Below are 18,288 nucleotides of genomic sequence, written 5' to 3' on the forward strand. Positions count from 1 at the left end.
ATTCTTTCACCACTTTATCCGATTTCACATCAAGAAGTAGTGAAAATAATGGTCAGGGTTAATCGGTCGACTGCAACTTAAGCGTTCGGACTCGGATACTTCACCGCGTTCTTCTCGAGCTTCTCTTCAATCGCCTGCGACACATCAATCCCTGCCGCATGAGCAAACGTCAGCGCGTAGATGAGGACATCCGCGAGCTCTTCTTTCATCTCGACGTGTTTCGTCTCGAGCGCTTCTTCGCTCGACACCCATTGGAACAACTCCAACAATTCGCTCGCCTCGAGCGATAACGACAACGCCAAATCTTTCGGGTTATGGTGGAACGCCCAATCGCGCTCGTCACGGAATTCAATCACTTTGTCCATCAGTCGTTGTACTTCGTTCATATCTGTACCTTCTCTCTTTGAATGTGTAACAGCTTATCTCGCAACGCTTGATTGCTCGCATACAAATAAAGTCCTCGGACGCCTCGCTTCATCAACACATTAATCGAGTTCAAGACAATCTGTTCTTTCGCCAGCTCGACATCCTTGACACCGTCAATCCCAGCATAAGCTCCTGTATCTTTATAAAGATTCGTGTCAATCACCAAGCAACCCTTTGTCTCATCGTACGTTACCGAAGGACCGAGCACGACGCCGACGTAGTTCAAATCAAAACCTTGGATCGTATAGATCGACCCGGCCTCAGCAATCGTCTCTGACTTCTCGGCCCACGTCGTCTTGCCGCCCGTCGTATTCCACGGCATCTTATACTCCCCGTTCGACTCATAGACGTAATACGTTTCTCCATCCTTTTTATGAAGATAATCAAACGTTGACACGACTCGACTGAGTCCATGTTTCTGATCTTGTTCGATAATCATTTGATGCATCTCTTCCAACGTTTCAAACACGCGCAAATCATAGTCTGTAGACGACGGGAATGCCTGTATCTGCTTAGCTTTAAAAGCGTTGATCCAATCGATGACATCCTCATCCGCCTGCATCCGAAACTGATTCGTCAGTTTATATGTTTTCAAACACTTCGCTTTTTGTTTATATCTCTTTAATACACTTTGGTCCCACCGGCTCTTCAGCTTTAACACTTGGTCTTGGTCAAAGATGACAATGACAATCTTCGCACGTTTCATCAACTCCTCGAGGTGATTATCTGCTCGAAAATTGTTGTACGCATCTGATTTCGTCAACAGGAGGTGCGCCTCGTCGACCAAGATAATATCCACTTTTTTATCTTGTAACTTGTTGAGGAGCGGCGTCGGTTTGACGAAATTGACACCCTTCAAGTGTTTGACTTGTTTGGCAATCCCTTTATACGTCTTCAGCATCTCTTCATGGTTGACGACCAGATAGTTCTCCGTCTGATACAGATTCGAACCCGCCTCGTTCGTCCGCGCCTGAATGGTATTGAAGATAGAACTGAGCACGACGCTTTTGCCGACGCCTGCCTCACCTTCGATGACGTATAAATCTCCATACGTGTCTTCTGGCTTGGACTTCGCAATCCGTGTCTCACAGAACTCAAGCACACGCTCTTTCAAGTCCATCTGTTCAACAGATAGTTCTTTGAACGGTGACAATTTGAAGATGTCTTTGTTCTCGATGGCGTGCAGGTCGTTTTCGACGAGCCCGTTCTTATGTAGCGCACCCCATAACTCAGGAAACAGCTCATTGTCGTAGAACGATTTATTGTAATAATTGTGTGTGAAGTCGCTCGCCGTCTTGCTTTTGTTTTGTAAGGTGTACTTCTCGTCCCCTAAAAAGTAGTTGATCAACTTCGTCTCAAGATGGAACGTCGCCGACCGATTGAACGTCTCATGCTTCACGAGATTGATTTGGTCTACATTTTTCCGATCAGCTTGTTTCAGCTTCAGATGTTGTTTCATGCGTTTTTGGAAATGCACCGTTTCCCCGATATACGCTTCCTTCTGTCCGTTCAAAATATAAATCACCGGATAGTTCAAATAATCGGCTGTCCGGTCAATCTCATCTATACTCGTTTTATCAAAATCTAACGGAATGACCTCAATCATCTTCACTGACACACCCTCATCTAATTTCAAATTATCTCCAGTTTAGCATAGCCTTATTCCAATTCATTACTCAAGTCTTTCCTGAATCAATGGTATACTCCAACTAAAAAGGGAGGGATTCGGTGCTTACGTTCGACAACGTCTCTGTTCGCCAACAAGACACGCTCATCCTTGAACATATCTCGTTCACCATCAATCCGGGTGAAGTCGCAGCCATCCACTGCGGCGTCACTTCCCGGGAAATATTGTTCGCGCTATTGACCGACAAGCATGCGACCTACTCCGGGACCATCGATACAGCGAATCGTACGCTCTCGGTCTTCTCCATCCGTGACGGCTTATACGACCGGCTGACGGTCGAGGAATATTTGCGTTTCACGCATACGCTTTACGCATCGACGGAATCACTGGATACCATCATGCAAACCGTTCAACTCACCCCATATCGGAACAAACGATTGAACCGGCTCAACTTGTCGCTCGTCCGGCGCGTCCAATACGCGGCCCTGCTCTTACATAATCGGGACATCTATGTGCTTGAAGAACCGGATCAAAACGTCGACCAAGAGACACGGCACTTGTTCGCGACCGTCTTGCTGCAACTGAAGCAACAACAAAAAACCATCCTGCTCCTGACGAGCAACATGGAGAGCGCCCTCTTCGTCACGTCGACCGTCTATCGCATCGACCATCGACACTTGCGCCTACTCGATGTGGAACCGGATGAACCGGATACGAACGAAGACGTCACGCCAGAGGTCATGCACGTCCGCTTCGAGAAGATTCCAACGAAAGTGAACGAAAAGATCGTCTTACTCGATCCACCGGAAATCGACTACATCGAAAGTCAGGATGGTCAATCCGTATTGCACAGTCAGTCCGAACAGTTCCCGAGCGTCTTCACGATGAACGAGCTTGAGACGCGTCTGACCCCGTACGGCTTCTTCCGCTGTCACCGATCATACATCGTCAACCTTCAACGGGTGCGAGAAGTCATCACGTACACGAAGAACAGTTTCAGCCTCGTACTCGATGATGCGGCGAAGACGACCATCCCGCTCTCGAAGACGAAAATGGCCGAATTGAAGACGATGATTGGGCTGAAATAGGCTCCATTCACCGCCTGATTCGCTCCATTCAGTCCTCAAGAAGCGCCATTTATGGCTATTCTAATGCGCCCCACTCTTCCTCTCGATATGATGTAAGCAGGAAATACGACATCACTAAGGAGGAACGAGCGATGCAGGATATTATCACCGTGAATCAATTGAAAAAGCTGTTCGGGAACGAAGAAGCGTTACGAGACGTGACGTTTTCTGTTAAAAAAGGAGAGGTGTTCGGGTTCCTCGGACCGAGTGGATCCGGGAAGACGACGACCATCAAAATCTTGACATCCCAACTCGCCCAGACGTCAGGTGACGCGATTGTGTTCGGCGTCCCGGTCTCGGAGCTGAAACAAGAACAGTATCGGAAGCGGATTGGTGTATTGACCGATAACAGCGGACTATACACGCGTCTCTCCATCGAAGAGAACTTGCAGCTCTACTGCGACTTATACGACGAACCACGTACACGCATCGATGACGTGCTCCAGACGGTGAACTTGGTCGGGGAACGCAAAAAACGCATCTCCGCTTTATCACGCGGGATGCTGCAACGGGTGACACTGGCCCGAGCGTTATTACATGAACCGGAATTGTTGTTTTTAGATGAGCCGACGTCCGCGCTCGACCCGGTCAACTCGCGCCACATTTATAAAGGAATCGAACGGTTGAAGGCAAAAGGGACGACCATCTTCTTGACGACGCATGATATGAACGAAGCAGAGGAACTGTGCGATCGCGTCGCGTTCTTGCATCAAGGGGAAATTCAATTGCTCGATGCCCCAAAACAATTGCGCCGGAACTATGCGAACGGCTCGATGCGCGTCGAACTGCATGACGGGGAAACAGTTGACTTGAAACAAGGAAAAGACGGGGCCGACTGGCTCCATGCACAGATGCGTGACCAAAACATCGCGGCCATCCATTCGAACGAGCCGACGCTCGGGGATATCTTTATCGAAGTGACGGGGAGGAAATTATCATGACATTTTCAATGAAACGGGCACTCGCCATTTTCCAGAAAGACTATAAAGACTTGTCGCGGAACTTATTCGTCTCCTCGACGTTGATCATGCCGTTGTTCTTTGCCGTCTTCTATTCACAACTCGGTGGAGAAGGCATCGACGTGACCTACTTCGTCATCAACATCACATTCAGTCTCGTCGCGACGTTCGTCCAGTGCGCCTTGATCGCCGAAGAGAAAGAAAAGAACACGCTCCGCGGGTTGATGTTATCGCCGGCGAGCACGCTCGACATCTTGCTCGGGAAAAGCGCGCTCACCTGCGTGACGACGCTCATCCTCATCGCGGCGTGTGCCTTTATCATGGGTTACAGTCCTGCGAACCTGCTCGTCGTCTCACTCGCCTTGATCGTCTCGACGTTCTTTTATATCGGGATTGGGACGATTCTTGGATTGATGACGAAGACGGTCATGGAAGCCTCACTCATCGTCATGCCGGCGTTTTTCTTCTTCTCGTTCTCACCGATGTTGTTAGCGTATGAGGACCGTTTCTCCATCATCGGTCTCCTCGAGTACTTGCCGAACATCGTCTTGATCGACCTCGCGCATCAAATCGAAGCGGGTGCTAATCTTGGTGCTACATGGTTGGAGCTTACGATTCTGTCCGCCTGGGCACTCGTTGTATTCGTTGGAAGTATTGTGATGTATAACCGGAAACAGACGGACTAAAAAGCGACAAGCAATGCTGTCGCTTTTTTGAATAAATCCTATTTAAATCACGCGTATTTTCCCGAAATATTTAACTATTAATCATGTAGATTTATTTAAATACAATAACTAATAAACACTATTTATTTCATCATTTATTATTTGTTGTGTTAATGATGATTTACCATAAACTATATCAATTTTATTGCTTTTTATTTTCTGTAACACATTACACATAAGGTTGTTTCTATTTACTCGATTATAAAATTCATCAAAACTATACTTTGTTAACTTGCTTTCAGGAATTGTTTTATAGGCAATATATAGTACAATACTTTTTTCTACCATTTCTTTAATTTCCTTATCTTTTATAAATGTATCTTTTAATAGCAAAAAGTATCTGAAAGATACATTATTCCTTATATATGGTGTAGTCCCTAAAATAGAGGATACAAACAATGTATCTATTATCTGAGCAACAAATGAATAAGAGGCTACATTAAAGACTTCTAGATTCGATAACTTATTAAACTGTGGAAATTCCATTTTATATCTTTCGCACCTATCTTCTAAGCTTATGTTCGAATCATCTTCATCTACAAAAATTAAGTTACCTAATATAAATTCATCTAGTTCCTTTTCGATTTCAGATAATGAACTAAACCTACTTAAAAATTCAGATACACTTTTAATTTTAGAATTTAAAATGGTCGAAATGAATCTCCAATAAAAAATGTCTATTGAATCGCTATTGTTGTAATTTTTTTTAATCATTTTGCTAATTGGCAAAACATATATCTTATCCATATATTTTTCGGTTAACTCGAGAGTATCTAAATAAGCATTCTTAAAGACTCCCGCTAGTCTATTATCCAAAAGTTCATTCTCTGAATTTCTAAAAAAAACTTCCAATTTTATTAATGGATCATCGACTATATGATTCTCGCCAAAAAGTGTGAAAAAGTAATGCTCGTTCTCTTTCACATCTAAATACACAGCTCCAGAAAGTAATAAAGACTCCTCTTCAAATAATCCGTTTTCAATTTCATATTCTATTAAAGTCATTTTTTTACGCCAAAAAATTGTTACTTCGTCAATTATATTAAGAATAGTAATTTCTTTTATCGGTTCATTTTCAGTTTCTGAGAGAAACTTTTTTAATAGTTGATTGTATTCAATGTGTATTTTAAATAACACGTCATTTTTCATATGTCAAATCCTTATATTTAAATTTATACCACTCTGGAAATTCGTAGACTGTGGACAAAAGCTCAATATGCTTCTTCATGATTTTAAACAAATCATAATTTACACTCTTTAGTTTTTGGGAATAGTCAAAATCTGCAACTGTATGGTTTTTATGTAATGGATTATCACAAAGTAGCATAGAACTTTCTCTAACTGCGCCCCAAAATCCATGAGCAAAGTTTGTTGTGTATTCATAAAATACTTCGTACAATTCTTTCTCATCGACTTCCTCAAACTTCTTTTTTATGTTTTGTTGATCAAAGAAGCGAACATCAATGTTTATAAACTCTTCCCACATTGATTCGTTTACAATAGCATTTACGACTGGTACAGATATATGACTTTCAAAGTCAACGTTATTATCTCGGATACGAAGTAAAATATGTTTATACTTCCCAACACCGTACAACTGGTACCCATGGAATATATTATCTTGATTAGCTTTTTTTTTTATAAGATATTTCATCATTATAAATACTTCAAGTATAGTTCTAAATGCAAGACGTCCTAAGATTGAATTCTCCAAGTTGTTATTTATTATTTCACCGGTCAATTTTAACATATAGCATGTAGAGCCCATTAACACATTAAATTTTGGGTCATCAATTAAATCCTCTTTGTTTGATATCGCCATATGTTCTAATCCTTTTTTTGTATCGAGGTAAAATTCCTTAATACTATGCACATTTTCGCTATAGTCGATGTAAAAAAGTGAACAATCAGTAGAGAGACCAACCTCTTTCCAAAAATCAGAAATGAAATCACTATTTTTTTCTTCAAAATCAGCAACTTCAAAGCTTCTAATTAATGACCTATACAATTTCATTTTTTCATCCACGTGACTCGTCATACTGTAGTTTTTAAAAGCTTCTACAATCATAGTATTCTCTTTAGATATATAAATGTTACCTTTAAATAAAGACAAACACACAGATAAATACTTTAAATCAGTCGTGTCATTAGATTGATGGTCAAAATATACTTTTACTGTATTACTTAAAGTCGAAATTCTATCCTCTACAGTTTGGCTTTTGTCATAGAAATATTGATTGAAGGCACTGTAATCTTCCCCTCTATATAAAATTGTCAGAGGAGACAAAATGCTAGGATCGATAAATTTACAAATGATATCATATATCATTTTTTGATTTTCAGAAGGCAAACTAAATATCATTGATAGCTTTGGTTGTAAAAGATCTATGTTGAGGTTTGCAACACGATAGAGAATTTCTCCTCCTTTCACTAACCCTTCTTCCCTACCATAATAGTTTAATATCAATCCCAACCATAAGTATTCGGGAAGTCTATCTGTAGTCCATGCATTAAATTTAATAGTATCCCCAAAAGCATCGTTTAATGGAGAAATAATCTTCCCTTTTTTATATTTATGGTCAGATAATTTGCTTAAATTGTCTTGCATTATAATCATCTCCTCTTTTAATAAATGTATATTCTCATTTATATAAAAAAATATCTTTCTAAATGAAATCCTTCCAGTTTATCTTTTTCAATATAAATACTCGCATCCCTTTAACTTTTTTATTAATAAATAAAATCAGTATTTAATACTTATTCTTTTAATATTTTGTAGAGGTGAAATTATTACATTTATTAAGTCAAATGCCAAAAACACGTTTTACAAACATACTCTTTATTCTCTTACATAAAATTATATGAAAAAGGCCACCTCTCAGCTTAAGATACTGAAAGATGGCCTTTTGCAAAAAAATACACGTCATAATATTTAGCATTAAAAAGATAGAGAGTTAGACCCTATTTACATCATGCCGCCCATTCCACCCATGCCGCCCATGTCAGGCATGCCGCCGCCAGCGCCTGCTGGTTCTGGCTTGTCTGCGATGACAGCTTCTGTCGTGAGGAACATGGCTGATACTGACGCTGCGTTTTGAAGCGCTGAGCGCGTCACTTTCGCCGGGTCGACGATACCGTGAGCGATCATATCGACGTACTCGCCAGTCGCGGCGTTGTAGCCGATGCCGACCGATTCGTTCTTGAGCTTCTCGACGATGACCGAACCTTCTTCACCCGCGTTTTCCGCGATTTGACGGACCGGTGCTTCGAGGGCACGAAGGACGAGTTTCACACCTGTCGCTTCATCCGCTGTCACTTCTGCAAGCAACGCACGAACGGCTGGGATGACGTTGATGAAGGCTGTACCACCACCTGCGACGATCCCTTCTTCGACGGCTGCGCGTGTCGCGTTGAGCGCGTCTTCGATGCGGAGCTTACGTTCTTTCAGCTCTGTCTCTGTTGCTGCGCCGACTTTGACGACGGCTACGCCACCTGCGAGTTTCGCGAGACGTTCTTGGAGTTTCTCACGATCGAAGTCAGATGATGTCTCTTCGATTTGGTTGCGAATCGTTTGAACGCGTGCTTTGATCGTTGCTTCGTCTCCAGCACCTTCGACGATCGTTGTCGTATCTTTCGTGACGACGACTTTCGATGCGCGTCCGAGCTGTTGAAGCGTTGCCGACTTGAGCTCGAGTCCGAGGTCTTCGGTGATGACTTGGCCGCCTGTGAGCGTCGCGAGGTCTTCGAGCATCGCTTTACGACGATCGCCGAACCCTGGTGCCTTGACTGCGACCGCGTTGAACGTACCACGGAGTTTGTTCAAGACGAGTGTCGCGAGTGCATCGCCTTCGATGTCTTCTGCGACGATGAGGATTGGTTTCCCTTGTTGTACGACTTGCTCGAGCACTGGGATGATTTCTTGGATGTTCGAGATCTTCTTATCTGTGATCAAGATGAACGGGTTGTCGAGCACCGCTTCCATCTTGTCTGAGTCTGAGATCATGTATGGTGACAAGTAGCCACGGTCGAACTGCATGCCTTCGACGACGTCGAGTTCTGTCGTGAAGCCGCGTGACTCTTCGATCGTGATGACGCCGTCGTTACCGACGCGTTCCATCGCTTCGGCGATCAACTCGCCGACTTCTTCGTCTGCTGCCGAGATGGCCGCGACTTGGGCGATTGCTTCTTTCGACTCGATCGGTTTCGAGATGAGCTTGAGCTCTTCGAGTGAACGACGAACCGCTTTGTCGATTCCTTTACGGAGAATCATCGGGTTCGCGCCCGCTGTCACGTTTTTCAAACCTTCACGAATCATCGCTTGAGCGAGGACTGTCGCCGTAGTCGTACCGTCCCCTGCGACTTCGTTCGTCTTCGAGGCGACTTCGGCAACGAGCTTCGCGCCCATGTTTTCGAAATGGTCTTCGAGTTCGATTTCTTTCGCGATTGTCACGCCATCATTCGTGATGAGCGGTGAGCCGAACTTCTTCTCGAGGACGACGTTGCGTCCTTTCGGTCCGATTGTGACTTTTACCGCGTCAGCGAGTGCGTCGACACCGCGAAGCATCGCGTGACGTGCGTCTTCTGAGAATTTGATTTCTTTTGCCATTGTTCATTTCCCCCTAGAAAAGTTTTTGAAGAATGGTGAGTCTTAGCCTACGATTGCGAGAATGTCGCTCTCTCGAACGATTAAGTATTCTTTGCCTTCATGCTTCACTTCGGTACCCGCGTACTTCGAGTAGATGACCAAATCATTTTCTTTGACGTCGAGCGCGATCCGCTCACCTTGGTCCGTGACGCGGCCTGTACCGACTGCGAGGACGCGTCCTTGTTGCGGCTTCTCTTTCGCCGTGTCAGGAAGCACGATGCCTCCGATCGTCTTTTCTTCTTTCTCCACGACTTCGATGATGACGCGATCGCCTAGTGGTTTTAACATAGAAAAAACCTCCTCCGAATATGAATGATGTATCGTTGAATCGTAAGTTTTAGCACTCGTCAAAAAGGAGTGCTAACATTGATTAGTGTAGTATGAGACGCCTGAAAATGCAAGCGGGAACATCGAAAAAATGCTCCCACTCGCGGTCAAGAGACCTTATTTGTTACAATGGTTAAAAGGAACGTTGACTCTTAGGAATAAGGACGTGTTGAATTGGCTACACTAAACTCAAACCAATCGATAAATACCCGTTTTTCGATGGCGCCTAACATTCGGATTCGGCATATCATCCCGATTCTGCTCTACGCGTTTGTTCAATTCTTTCCGGTATTGATTAGCGGAGTGCGTCCGGAATGGATTACGCCGACGGCAACTGGACTTTGGTTCGCCATCGGATTCAGCTTGACGATCATCATCTCGGTCGTCTTGCTCTGGCCCGACTTGAAGCTATATAAACAGCAAGGCATCCAGTCGAACTTGAACGATACGGTCAAATGGATCGGACTCGGGATTCTCATGCAGTACGGGCTCGTCATCGTCGCCAACTTGATTGAGACGTGGATCTCAGGTGACGTCATGGGCTCCCAGAACACCGAGCAAATCGCGGACATCGTCCGGCTCGTCCCGGTCATGACGCTCTCGGTCGTCTTGCTCGGACCGATCATGGAAGAGATTCTGTTCCGTCACATCTTATTCGGCAACTTGAGCGCCCGCTTCGGGTTCTGGATTGCGTTTGCGGTCAGCTCACTCTTGTTCGCGTTCATCCATGGCGACAACAAGATTCTCGTTTACGTGGCGATGAGCTTCGCCTTCACGGTCGCATACGCCAAGACGCGTCGCTTGATCGTGCCGATCGCGATTCACGCGTTTAACAACGCGCTCGTCATGGTCGTATTATTCTTAATGTAGAAATGAGGTGGCATTGATGCCGCGACACTTAAAAGTTATGTTTTTGTTCAGTCTCTCATTCGGGATTCTGTTCACCGTCCTCGCCTACTACTCGGTGCAAGAGTACGGCTTCAGCTTCTGGACGTACTTCATCATCGCTGTAGCCGCGTATGACTTCTTCAAGGTGTATCAGATTTTGACCCTCGCTCGAAAAGCGAAAAAAGAAAACAACGATAAATCGGCATAACGAAAAGACCAAGCGCGCAGCTTGGTCTTTTCTTATGGATCACTTTCTCCCAAACAAAGGGTTCAAAATTGTAAAATAAAGGTATTAATCATTTAGGTTAGTATAAAAATGGTAAAGGGAGCTGGTTGTATGTTTAAGAAGATGATGAATAACGTAGCGGTCACAGTCCCACTCGAGGCGTCCAAACTTCAATCGTTCATAAGTCCAAAAATCCCCGATCTGTCGGATGTGACCGTCGAAATCACAAACGGACAATTGATTTTAGCAGGGTCAAAGAAAGTCGGGGTCGCTTTCTTCTCGAAAGATGTTCGGATGAAACTGACATTGGTGCCAAAAGAGATTCACGGGCGGAAAATTGTGTTCACTGTCGTAAAGGTCGAGCCTACGGATAAAGAAATCTTCAACGACAAGTTTTTAAACCACTCGCCTTATATCACTTACGATGCTCGAACACTGACGCTCGACTTGAGTGCGATCGGCCCGCTCCAAAAAGTGAAAGTCGGCAACATCAAGTCACTTGCGTTAGAAGAAGGACGTGTCGTGTTAGTCATCGGCGCATGACCATCCGCTCTGACTCATCCTGGCTCTCTTTTGAAAAAGATATCAATCTGCGTTATATTTGATAGGTTAACTATCAAATAAGGAGAGATACGATGAAGAAAGTAATTCTCGTAATGGTCGCTTCCCTATTTCTTGTCGCCTGCTCAAACGAAGACGACTTGTCTACATACGAAGAGTATGGCGTGCTCGAGGAAAAGATTGATGTCGCACAGTATGAACCGAAAGTCGAGACGGACAACGATGGCAACCGCATCATCTTGTTCTATGAAGGTGAACGTGTCGCCTATAAGAGCGTCTATGTGAAAGACGAGCGTCACCTGAAAGTCATCAGCACGGACGATGAGGCCCCTCTCTATAACGACACACTGTAACACACAGCCCCCTTCGCGCGAAGAGGGCTGTTCTCAATTCTCATAATGAATCTGTTGGTGGTGTTGTAGAGGATACGTAATCAATTGCTCACTGTCTAACGGTTCATGGAACAGTGACACGGCCGTGATCTGGTTGTTGTCATACGTCCGGTAATAATAGATACCGTCGTCGACGTTACAGCATGAGGAATAGATGGTGTACTCGTACGTCCCGTCCTCGGCCTCGTTCAAGCCACGCGTTTGCATCACCGTATCCAACAGCTTGAAAAATTGACCGACACCTGACGCCTCGGTCGGTTCGCAGACCGAGTTGAATGTGGCGAACGTTGCCCGGACGAAGCGTGACGTCGACGATAAGTCGCCCGGCAAGCCCTGCCCGCCTAATCCGAGACAATAGGCATCGAGGTTCAATGTCGGCGCGAACGTATTGGCCGGCAGTTTCGTCGAGACGTGTCGATAATCGTTCAGATTGAACAGCTGATACTCGAACGACGGATTGTTCGTCAAGACGCCGACTGGATTGTCGTACACGCGCAACCCGTCCGTCATCGGCTCGACGACGATCGAGGTATCTCTGTCGGCGATCATCCAGTGTAGCGGGTGAAGTGGGAGCGCGTCGCTGAAATTAAGATTGATCAGATGAATCGTCGCCAGTCGCTCTTTCACTTCCTCGATTGTCGCGCACTGGCCGAGGATCCACGGGATGAACTCGAACGGGGAGACGTTGTCTCGTCCGTCGACTTCCGGCTTGAACACGGCATTCCCCGGGAAGTTCAGCCCTGCCATGCTCAGTCCCTTCTCATTTGTCGCCTCGTAATAGAGCGGATAGTCTTCCACGACGGTCGCCATTCCGATCATCGCGTAATGGTTCGCATTCTCGCCCATCCGTCTGAAGTTAAACGAATAGTGTCGGGGCGTGATCGTCACTTGCTCGTGATAGGACACGTTCAGGTCTAAGTTTCTGCCGAAGTAGTGGGCGTGCGGAGCGTACGTGATTGCTGTACACATAATAAGACTCCTTCCAATCCAATGCAGACAATAACAGCACTCTTTGTCCTATTCACGTTATCGAGGAACTTCAACCAAAGACCGGTCAGGCTTTCACCTGACCGGTCTCGAAGTCTTGACACTCATTCATCATGTACATTCCTTTCAACGCGTGGATGAAATCGATGCCATAGTAGCATCGTTATCGTTAGCTAGTCTGCATCAAATAAGCTCAAGAATACAAACAAAAATATCGCGTCGGCCAGGTCTTCCCGCTATGTTATGCGTGACGTTCGGTAGAAGGTTCGAGGTCTTGAAAAAACCAGAGACCAAAGCCCTTTAACCCGAAGATGAGTGCCAACCCGTAATGCATGAGAGCACGCAAGGAATGGTCGAGTGTCTCGACACGGAACGAGATGAAGAAGCCGATCATCAATAGGACAATCACGACGCGAAGCGTGAACGTACTTGCCTGTTCCCCGATGGCCTTCCCTCTCGCGTCACCTTGTGCATACGCCACGTCACGGCGCCAGTAATAGAGGACGAACGCGAACGACATCAAAGTACTTTGAGGCACGTCCCCGAGCAGCAGCTCCAATACGACAAACCCGAGCATAACGCCCGTCCCTAGTTTTAATACATCTTGATTCGAGAACTTCCCCCGAATATGTAGCATCGTTGGTGATTTTTTCATAACACAATAAACCCAACCGTCAACACACCATATAAGAAACCGAGTACGATCACACTGATGGCGATCGACTTATATTGCGGATATTTATGTAACACGACCGCTCCCGCGATGACGTGAATAAACGCGACGATGAACGTCACAATCGCAAAACCCATTGGTTCATTCCTCACTTCCAAAAAAATAAATAGAAAATCATGGGAATTCATCCGTTTCCCGGTACAATAAAGTCTGCATTCATTATATCAATTCTCGGAAAGAAGGCACATCCTATCATGAATTATTCACGTACCGATTTATCGACGGAGGAAATGCTCCTCGTCAACAGCGAAGTCGAGAAAAAGAAACGCAATCTCGTCGTCGCGTACTTGCTTTGGTTTTTCCTCGGCGGATTTGGTGCTCACCGCTTCTATTTCAAGAAAACCGGTAGCGCCCTCGCGATGCTTGCTCTCACGGTCGGTTCAATCGTCCTTACGGTTGTATTGATTGGTTTTATCGGGCTGTTCGTCGCCGGCATTTGGGCGCTCGTCGACGCGTTCCTCATGCCAGGCTGGCAACAACGCGAAGTCGAAGCCATCGAACGCGAGACAATCGAGTCGTTGAAAACGCGCTCTGAGCGTCAAGCTGCCTTTTAACGACCAGACGGTCACGCCAACGCGTGACCGTCTTTTCTGTTAGAAGCTATTCTCTTTCAAGTAGAACGCGAAGTTCCGATGCTTCCGTTCTTTCGTCGCATAATGAATCCATAGCCAGGCGAGTGATTCGAGCTCACGCGCCAGCTTCAAATGACGGAGCGTATGGGCGTCGAAGCCGATCTTCGAGGCAAGGTCTTGGACGGCTCGAACCGACTCTTGCTCGTCTCCGGCGATGAACATCATCGACATGTTCGGGTTCTCCAAGTTCTCGACGCCGGTCTGGTTGAACGCCTTGACGATGCGGACGTGCGGTGCGAGTTTCTGCAGATGTTCGGCCCCTGATTTCCCTTCCGGCCGCTCGATGGAATCGAACTCTTTGGCAATCGGATTCGTCACATCGATGACAATTTTGTCGTCCAAGTCCCGGAGCGATTGAATCAAATCGACGGCCGCCGCGAACGGTGTCGTCAATAAGAGGATTTGCGCATTCGACGCTACTTCCTGGAGCGACATCGTCCCTTCGCGCTCCGAGCGCGTCCCGTACAACACGTCATAGCCGACGTCCTCGAACTTGCGTCCGAGCGTCCGTCCGACTTTCCCGGCCCCTAAAATACCAATCTTCATGTAGTCCGACTCCCTTTCACAGTTCTTCGTCTGTCCGTGTCACCGTGCCGCCAAGTTCAGCCGCCAGTCCATCGAGCACCGAGTGATCGAACTCTTCCCCGATTGCCATCACCCCGGTCTGTCCGGGCTCGATATTCCCGACCGTCCGCTTGAACGTCTCTTGAATGCTCTGGACGTGTTTCAAATCTTTCGTTCCTCCGATGAGTCCTCCCGTGAGCGTGCCGAACAGGATCCCGAACGGTCCGCCGAGAATCCCGACGGCCATCCCGATGAGCGCGCCTTTGGTCGACTTGTTCGTCGGCGTCAGTTGGACGGCATCCTCGAACGAGAAGGCACCGTTGTCCTCACGTTTGATGACGACGAGTTGTTCGAACCCGACGAGTCCTTCGGCGTGGTACTTTTTCAACTTGCTGAACGCTTGATACGAGATGGACTCCTCTGGAAACGTGAACGTGACGATATGATACGGTTGTTTTTCCTTCTTGGCCATATTGGCTCCTCCTTTGACAGGACCAGGTGACACATCAGCTTTCTCTTACCACTTCCCCGGCTTCAGACGAAAAAAAACCTAGTTCAAAGACTAGGTCGTGGGTGGTCGTTTCTCATTCAGTTCGTAATGCGAATAGGGGATACAGAGCGGTGTACCATAGAGCGGGTCTTCCGTCACGACGACTTTCAAACCGAAGACGTCCTGCATGAATGCCTCATCGACGACATCGTTCGGACTGCCCTCTCGATAGACGTTCCCACCGGAGAGCGCGATGACATGGTCGGCATAGCGACAGGCGAGATGCAAGTCGTGGAGCACCATGATGATCGTCTTCCCCTCTAACCGGTTCAACCGGTACATCAAGTCGAGGATTTCAATTTGGTGCGACATATCGAGATACGTCGTCGGCTCGTCGAGGAGAATCGTCTCCGACTCTTGCGCCAAGGCGAGCGCGATCCAGACGCGTTGCTTCTGACCACCCGATAAGTTGCTGACGAGCGTGTCCCGGAGCGAGACCGTATCCGTGAAGGCGAGCGCTCGCTCGACGGCACGTTCGTCGTCTTCCGAGTAGCGCTTGAAGAACGTCTGATACGGATAACGGCCGAAACGGACGAGCTGTTCGACGGTCAATCCGTCCGGCGCGACGTTCACTTGCGGCATGAACGCCATGAGCCGGGCCGCCTCTTTCGCCCGATATGTCTCGAGCGGCTTGTCACGGAAGGCGATCGTCCCGCCTAGCGCGTCCCGTTGCCGGGCGAGCGTCGACAACAGCGTCGACTTGCCGCATCCGTTCGCCCCCAATAGCACGGTGATTTTGCCGTGCGGAATCGAGAACGTCAAGTCGTCGAGCACAATCTTCTGTTCATAGCCGATGGCGACTTGGTGTAAATCAAATGTGTTCATCTCATGCTTCCTTTCATCATCCGGCGAAGTAAGTAGAAGAAGTACGGCGCGCCGATGACGGCCGTCATGACACCCGTCCGCAATTCATACGGATAAAAGATTGTCCGTGCGAGCACGTCCGCCAAGACGACGATTGTCGCCCCGACGAGTAACGTCGCCCAAATGTAAGGTAACTTCAAGCCTTGGCGGGCGATGTGCGGGGCCATCAGTCCGACGAAGCCGATCGCCCCGACGAAGGCGACCCCGATTCCAGCTAGCAGGCAAGACAACAAGAGTGTGCCCCGCTGTGTCCCCCGGACCGGCACGCCGATACTCGTCGCGACAGCCTCGCTAATGTGAAGCGGGCGGACGTGCCGTTCAATCAAAAAGGCGGCGAGCAAGAACAGGATCGCGAGCGGCACCATAATTTTCAATTGATTCCATGTCGCCGCATAGACGGTGCCGGTGAGCCATTGTTGGATATCGTTCTTCCGATACACATTCGAGGCGAGCATCATGAACTGAACCACCCCTTGCGAGAAGATGCTGATCCCGATCCCAATTAACGCGAGTCGGACCGGCGGGACGCCCCGTTTCAATAGATAAAACAAGAACGCACCGACCGTGAGCGCACCGGCAAACGAGGCGAACGGGATATAGGCGAGCGGGACGAACAGTTGGTTCGTCCGCTCATCCGTGAAGACAGTAAAGAATGTCGCCGTCGCCACCCCGGCCCCGCCGACGATACCGAAAATCTCCGGCGAGGCGAGTTCATTTTTAATGGTGAGCTGTAACAAGTGTCCACTGACTGCGAGACACGCCCCGGCCGTGATGGCCATCAAGACGCGAGGCATCCTGAACTCGAATACGACGAGCTCGGCGAACGCGTCACCCGAACCGAGGAAAAGCGCACCGAGCGACCACGGGGTCAAAAACGTGTCCCCGACGGCGAGTCCCAAATAGAAGGCGAAGATTAGGCCGACGATGAGCGCGACCGCGAGCACGATTTCCCGTTTCCGGAGCGTGAACGAGAACGGACCTTTTCGAAAACTATATGATTTCATGATTTAAAGACTCCTTGTCTGGCGCTGACGAGATAGATGAAGAAGGCCCCCCCGATGACGGCGAGCACGACGCCGACCGTCACTTCTCGTGGAAACAGGACGAACCGTCCGAAGATGTCGGCCGCTAAGAGCAACACACTTCCGAGGAGCGCACTCCCCGCGAGCCGGGCGAAGAACGCCGTGCCGAACAGATAGCGCGCGAGGTGGGGTGCCAACAAGCCGACAAAGGCGATCGGTCCAGCGAGCGCGACTCCGAACGCCGACAAGACGACTGCGAGCGTGACGGCGACAAACTTGATGACGCCGACGTTTTGACCAAGTGACCGGGCGACCTGGTCACCGAGCGACAGCGTCTCGAGCTCTTTACTGATGAGGAGGACGCAGAGACTCGCGACAACCATCCATGGCAATAACGTCGTGACGAGTTCAAGCGAGCGGCCCGCGACCGATCCTGTCAACCAGAACAGCACTTCATCGAGTGCACCTTCCTCGTATGCGATAATCGATTGCGTGAACGAGCTGAACAGCGCCGCGAGAGATGCCCCGGCGAGTGTCATATACATGACGTTGCCCCCGTTCGCGCTGAGGAGATAGACGATGACCCCAGCGATAAAGGCCCCAACGAGCGCGGCCGATGTGAACGAGGCGATGCTACTAAAGCCGAACAGCGTCACGAGAACGATGGCCAGGCTCGCACCCGCATTGACCGCCAATATGTCTGGTGACGCGAGCGGGTTACGGGTCACGAGTTGGAACAGTAACCCGGCGAGACCGAGGACGCTTCCGACGAGAAGCGCGACGACGGTGCGCGGGATGCGATTGTCCTCGAGTGCAATCATCGCTTGCGACGAGTTGTCGCTTCCGAGCGAGAGCACGTCTTGATGGCCGACCGGGATGACCCCGACCCGTAGACTGATATAACTCAATATAGGTAACGCGATGATCAAGGCGAATAGTTTGATCCATGGTTTCATCATTTGCTCACTTCTTTCCTCTCCTACCATAGCAAAATCTCGCTGTCAGAAAAAGGGGTTGACAGTGAGAATCATTA

22 protein-coding genes are annotated in these 18,288 nt (G+C 47.9%); 8 read left to right on the forward strand and 14 right to left on the reverse strand.

What is annotated here, in order from left to right; all coding sequences use genetic code 11:
• Positions 1-77 precede the first annotated feature (77 nt).
• Both KNP86_RS12435 and KNP86_RS12440 read right to left on the reverse strand, forming a co-directional pair.
• The gene (locus tag KNP86_RS12435; RefSeq protein ID WP_034781437.1) at positions 78-386 is read right to left on the reverse strand and encodes a nucleotide pyrophosphohydrolase; all 309 of its coding nucleotides are present in this window, start codon (positions 384-386) and stop codon (positions 78-80) included.
• Positions 383-2,032, reverse strand: coding sequence for a DUF2075 domain-containing protein (locus KNP86_RS12440; protein WP_034781629.1), 1,650 nt, complete (start codon positions 2,030-2,032; stop codon positions 383-385). The genes KNP86_RS12435 and KNP86_RS12440 overlap by 4 nt, the downstream gene beginning before the upstream one ends.
• Before the next feature lie 122 nt (positions 2,033-2,154).
• On the opposite strand from KNP86_RS12440, the gene KNP86_RS15790 reads away from it, so the two are divergent.
• The 3 genes from KNP86_RS15790 to KNP86_RS12455 all read left to right on the forward strand — a co-directional run bounded on the left by KNP86_RS15790 (position 2,155) and on the right by KNP86_RS12455 (position 4,825).
• Positions 2,155-3,141, forward strand: a complete 987-nt coding sequence (locus KNP86_RS15790; RefSeq protein ID WP_214754640.1) for a LytTR family transcriptional regulator DNA-binding domain-containing protein — start codon at positions 2,155-2,157, stop codon at positions 3,139-3,141.
• A gap of 131 nt (positions 3,142-3,272) precedes the next feature.
• Positions 3,273-4,121, forward strand: coding sequence for an ABC transporter ATP-binding protein (locus KNP86_RS12450; RefSeq protein WP_214754642.1), 849 nt, complete (start codon positions 3,273-3,275; stop codon positions 4,119-4,121).
• Positions 4,118-4,825, forward strand: a complete 708-nt coding sequence (locus tag KNP86_RS12455; RefSeq protein ID WP_214754644.1) for an ABC transporter permease — start codon at positions 4,118-4,120, stop codon at positions 4,823-4,825. Before KNP86_RS12450 ends, KNP86_RS12455 begins: the two co-directional genes overlap by 4 nt.
• Positions 4,826-4,933: 108 nt before the next feature.
• Here KNP86_RS12455 and KNP86_RS12460 read toward each other — a convergent pair whose 3' ends face one another.
• The 4 genes from KNP86_RS12460 to groES all read right to left on the reverse strand — a co-directional run bounded on the left by KNP86_RS12460 (position 4,934) and on the right by groES (position 9,797).
• Entirely contained in the window at positions 4,934-6,013 is a 1,080-nt protein-coding gene (locus KNP86_RS12460) for a hypothetical protein (RefSeq protein WP_214754646.1), read from the reverse strand.
• Complete coding sequence (locus KNP86_RS12465; RefSeq protein ID WP_214754648.1) at positions 6,003-7,472, reverse strand: DUF5677 domain-containing protein; 1,470 nt, start codon at positions 7,470-7,472, stop codon at positions 6,003-6,005. Before KNP86_RS12465 ends, KNP86_RS12460 begins: the two co-directional genes overlap by 11 nt.
• Positions 7,473-7,829: 357 nt before the next feature.
• A complete protein-coding gene (groL, locus tag KNP86_RS12470) occupies positions 7,830-9,470 on the reverse strand; it encodes a chaperonin GroEL (protein WP_058765593.1) in 1,641 nt (546 codons plus the stop codon).
• 42 nt (positions 9,471-9,512) lie between these two features.
• Positions 9,513-9,797, reverse strand: coding sequence for a co-chaperone GroES (gene groES, locus KNP86_RS12475; RefSeq protein ID WP_021065365.1), 285 nt, complete (start codon positions 9,795-9,797; stop codon positions 9,513-9,515).
• A 213-nt stretch (positions 9,798-10,010) separates the two neighbouring features.
• Between groES and KNP86_RS12480 the strand changes: the two genes are divergently transcribed.
• From KNP86_RS12480 to KNP86_RS12495, 4 genes are all read left to right on the forward strand, one after another.
• Positions 10,011-10,706, forward strand: coding sequence for a CPBP family intramembrane glutamic endopeptidase (locus KNP86_RS12480; protein WP_251130517.1), 696 nt, complete (start codon positions 10,011-10,013; stop codon positions 10,704-10,706).
• Between the two features lie 16 nt (positions 10,707-10,722).
• Positions 10,723-10,932: a YdiK family protein gene (locus KNP86_RS12485; RefSeq protein WP_131472784.1), complete on the forward strand. Its 210-nt coding sequence runs from the start codon at positions 10,723-10,725 to the stop codon at positions 10,930-10,932.
• A 129-nt stretch (positions 10,933-11,061) separates the two neighbouring features.
• Complete coding sequence (locus tag KNP86_RS12490) at positions 11,062-11,493, forward strand: hypothetical protein (RefSeq protein WP_214754650.1); 432 nt, start codon at positions 11,062-11,064, stop codon at positions 11,491-11,493.
• A gap of 92 nt (positions 11,494-11,585) precedes the next feature.
• Positions 11,586-11,864: a hypothetical protein gene (locus KNP86_RS12495; RefSeq protein WP_214754652.1), complete on the forward strand. Its 279-nt coding sequence runs from the start codon at positions 11,586-11,588 to the stop codon at positions 11,862-11,864.
• Positions 11,865-11,897: 33 nt separating this feature from the next.
• Here KNP86_RS12495 and bsh read toward each other — a convergent pair whose 3' ends face one another.
• The 3 genes from bsh to KNP86_RS12510 form a co-directional block, all read right to left on the reverse strand.
• Complete coding sequence (gene bsh / locus KNP86_RS12500) at positions 11,898-12,872, reverse strand: choloylglycine hydrolase (RefSeq protein WP_214754654.1); 975 nt, start codon at positions 12,870-12,872, stop codon at positions 11,898-11,900.
• A 259-nt stretch (positions 12,873-13,131) separates the two neighbouring features.
• A complete protein-coding gene (locus tag KNP86_RS12505) occupies positions 13,132-13,545 on the reverse strand; it encodes a hypothetical protein (protein WP_214754656.1) in 414 nt (137 codons plus the stop codon).
• Complete coding sequence (locus tag KNP86_RS12510) at positions 13,542-13,700, reverse strand: hypothetical protein (protein ID WP_029596201.1); 159 nt, start codon at positions 13,698-13,700, stop codon at positions 13,542-13,544. Before KNP86_RS12510 ends, KNP86_RS12505 begins: the two co-directional genes overlap by 4 nt.
• Positions 13,701-13,817: 117 nt before the next feature.
• On the opposite strand from KNP86_RS12510, the gene KNP86_RS12515 reads away from it, so the two are divergent.
• On the forward strand, positions 13,818-14,177 hold the full coding sequence (locus KNP86_RS12515; RefSeq protein WP_034781421.1) for a TM2 domain-containing protein: 360 nt from the start codon (positions 13,818-13,820) through the stop codon (positions 14,175-14,177).
• A 39-nt stretch (positions 14,178-14,216) separates the two neighbouring features.
• On the opposite strand, the gene KNP86_RS12520 is transcribed toward KNP86_RS12515, so the two are convergent.
• The 5 genes from KNP86_RS12520 to KNP86_RS12540 all read right to left on the reverse strand — a co-directional run bounded on the left by KNP86_RS12520 (position 14,217) and on the right by KNP86_RS12540 (position 18,214).
• Positions 14,217-14,801 (reverse strand): NADPH-dependent F420 reductase, encoded by a 585-nt coding sequence (locus KNP86_RS12520; RefSeq protein WP_214754658.1) that lies wholly within the window; start codon positions 14,799-14,801, stop codon positions 14,217-14,219.
• A gap of 16 nt (positions 14,802-14,817) precedes the next feature.
• Positions 14,818-15,291, reverse strand: coding sequence for a hypothetical protein (locus tag KNP86_RS12525; RefSeq protein ID WP_034781420.1), 474 nt, complete (start codon positions 15,289-15,291; stop codon positions 14,818-14,820).
• A gap of 90 nt (positions 15,292-15,381) precedes the next feature.
• On the reverse strand, positions 15,382-16,194 hold the full coding sequence (locus tag KNP86_RS12530; RefSeq protein ID WP_214754660.1) for an ABC transporter ATP-binding protein: 813 nt from the start codon (positions 16,192-16,194) through the stop codon (positions 15,382-15,384).
• Positions 16,191-17,237 (reverse strand): FecCD family ABC transporter permease, encoded by a 1,047-nt coding sequence (locus KNP86_RS12535; protein WP_214754662.1) that lies wholly within the window; start codon positions 17,235-17,237, stop codon positions 16,191-16,193. Before KNP86_RS12535 ends, KNP86_RS12530 begins: the two co-directional genes overlap by 4 nt.
• Complete coding sequence (locus tag KNP86_RS12540) at positions 17,234-18,214, reverse strand: FecCD family ABC transporter permease (RefSeq protein ID WP_214754664.1); 981 nt, start codon at positions 18,212-18,214, stop codon at positions 17,234-17,236. Before KNP86_RS12540 ends, KNP86_RS12535 begins: the two co-directional genes overlap by 4 nt.
• Positions 18,215-18,288: the final 74 nt, after the last annotated feature.

This window comes from Exiguobacterium sp. s16 (assembly GCF_018618115.1).
GTDB lineage: Bacteria > Bacillota > Bacilli > Exiguobacteriales > Exiguobacteriaceae > Exiguobacterium > Exiguobacterium mexicanum_A.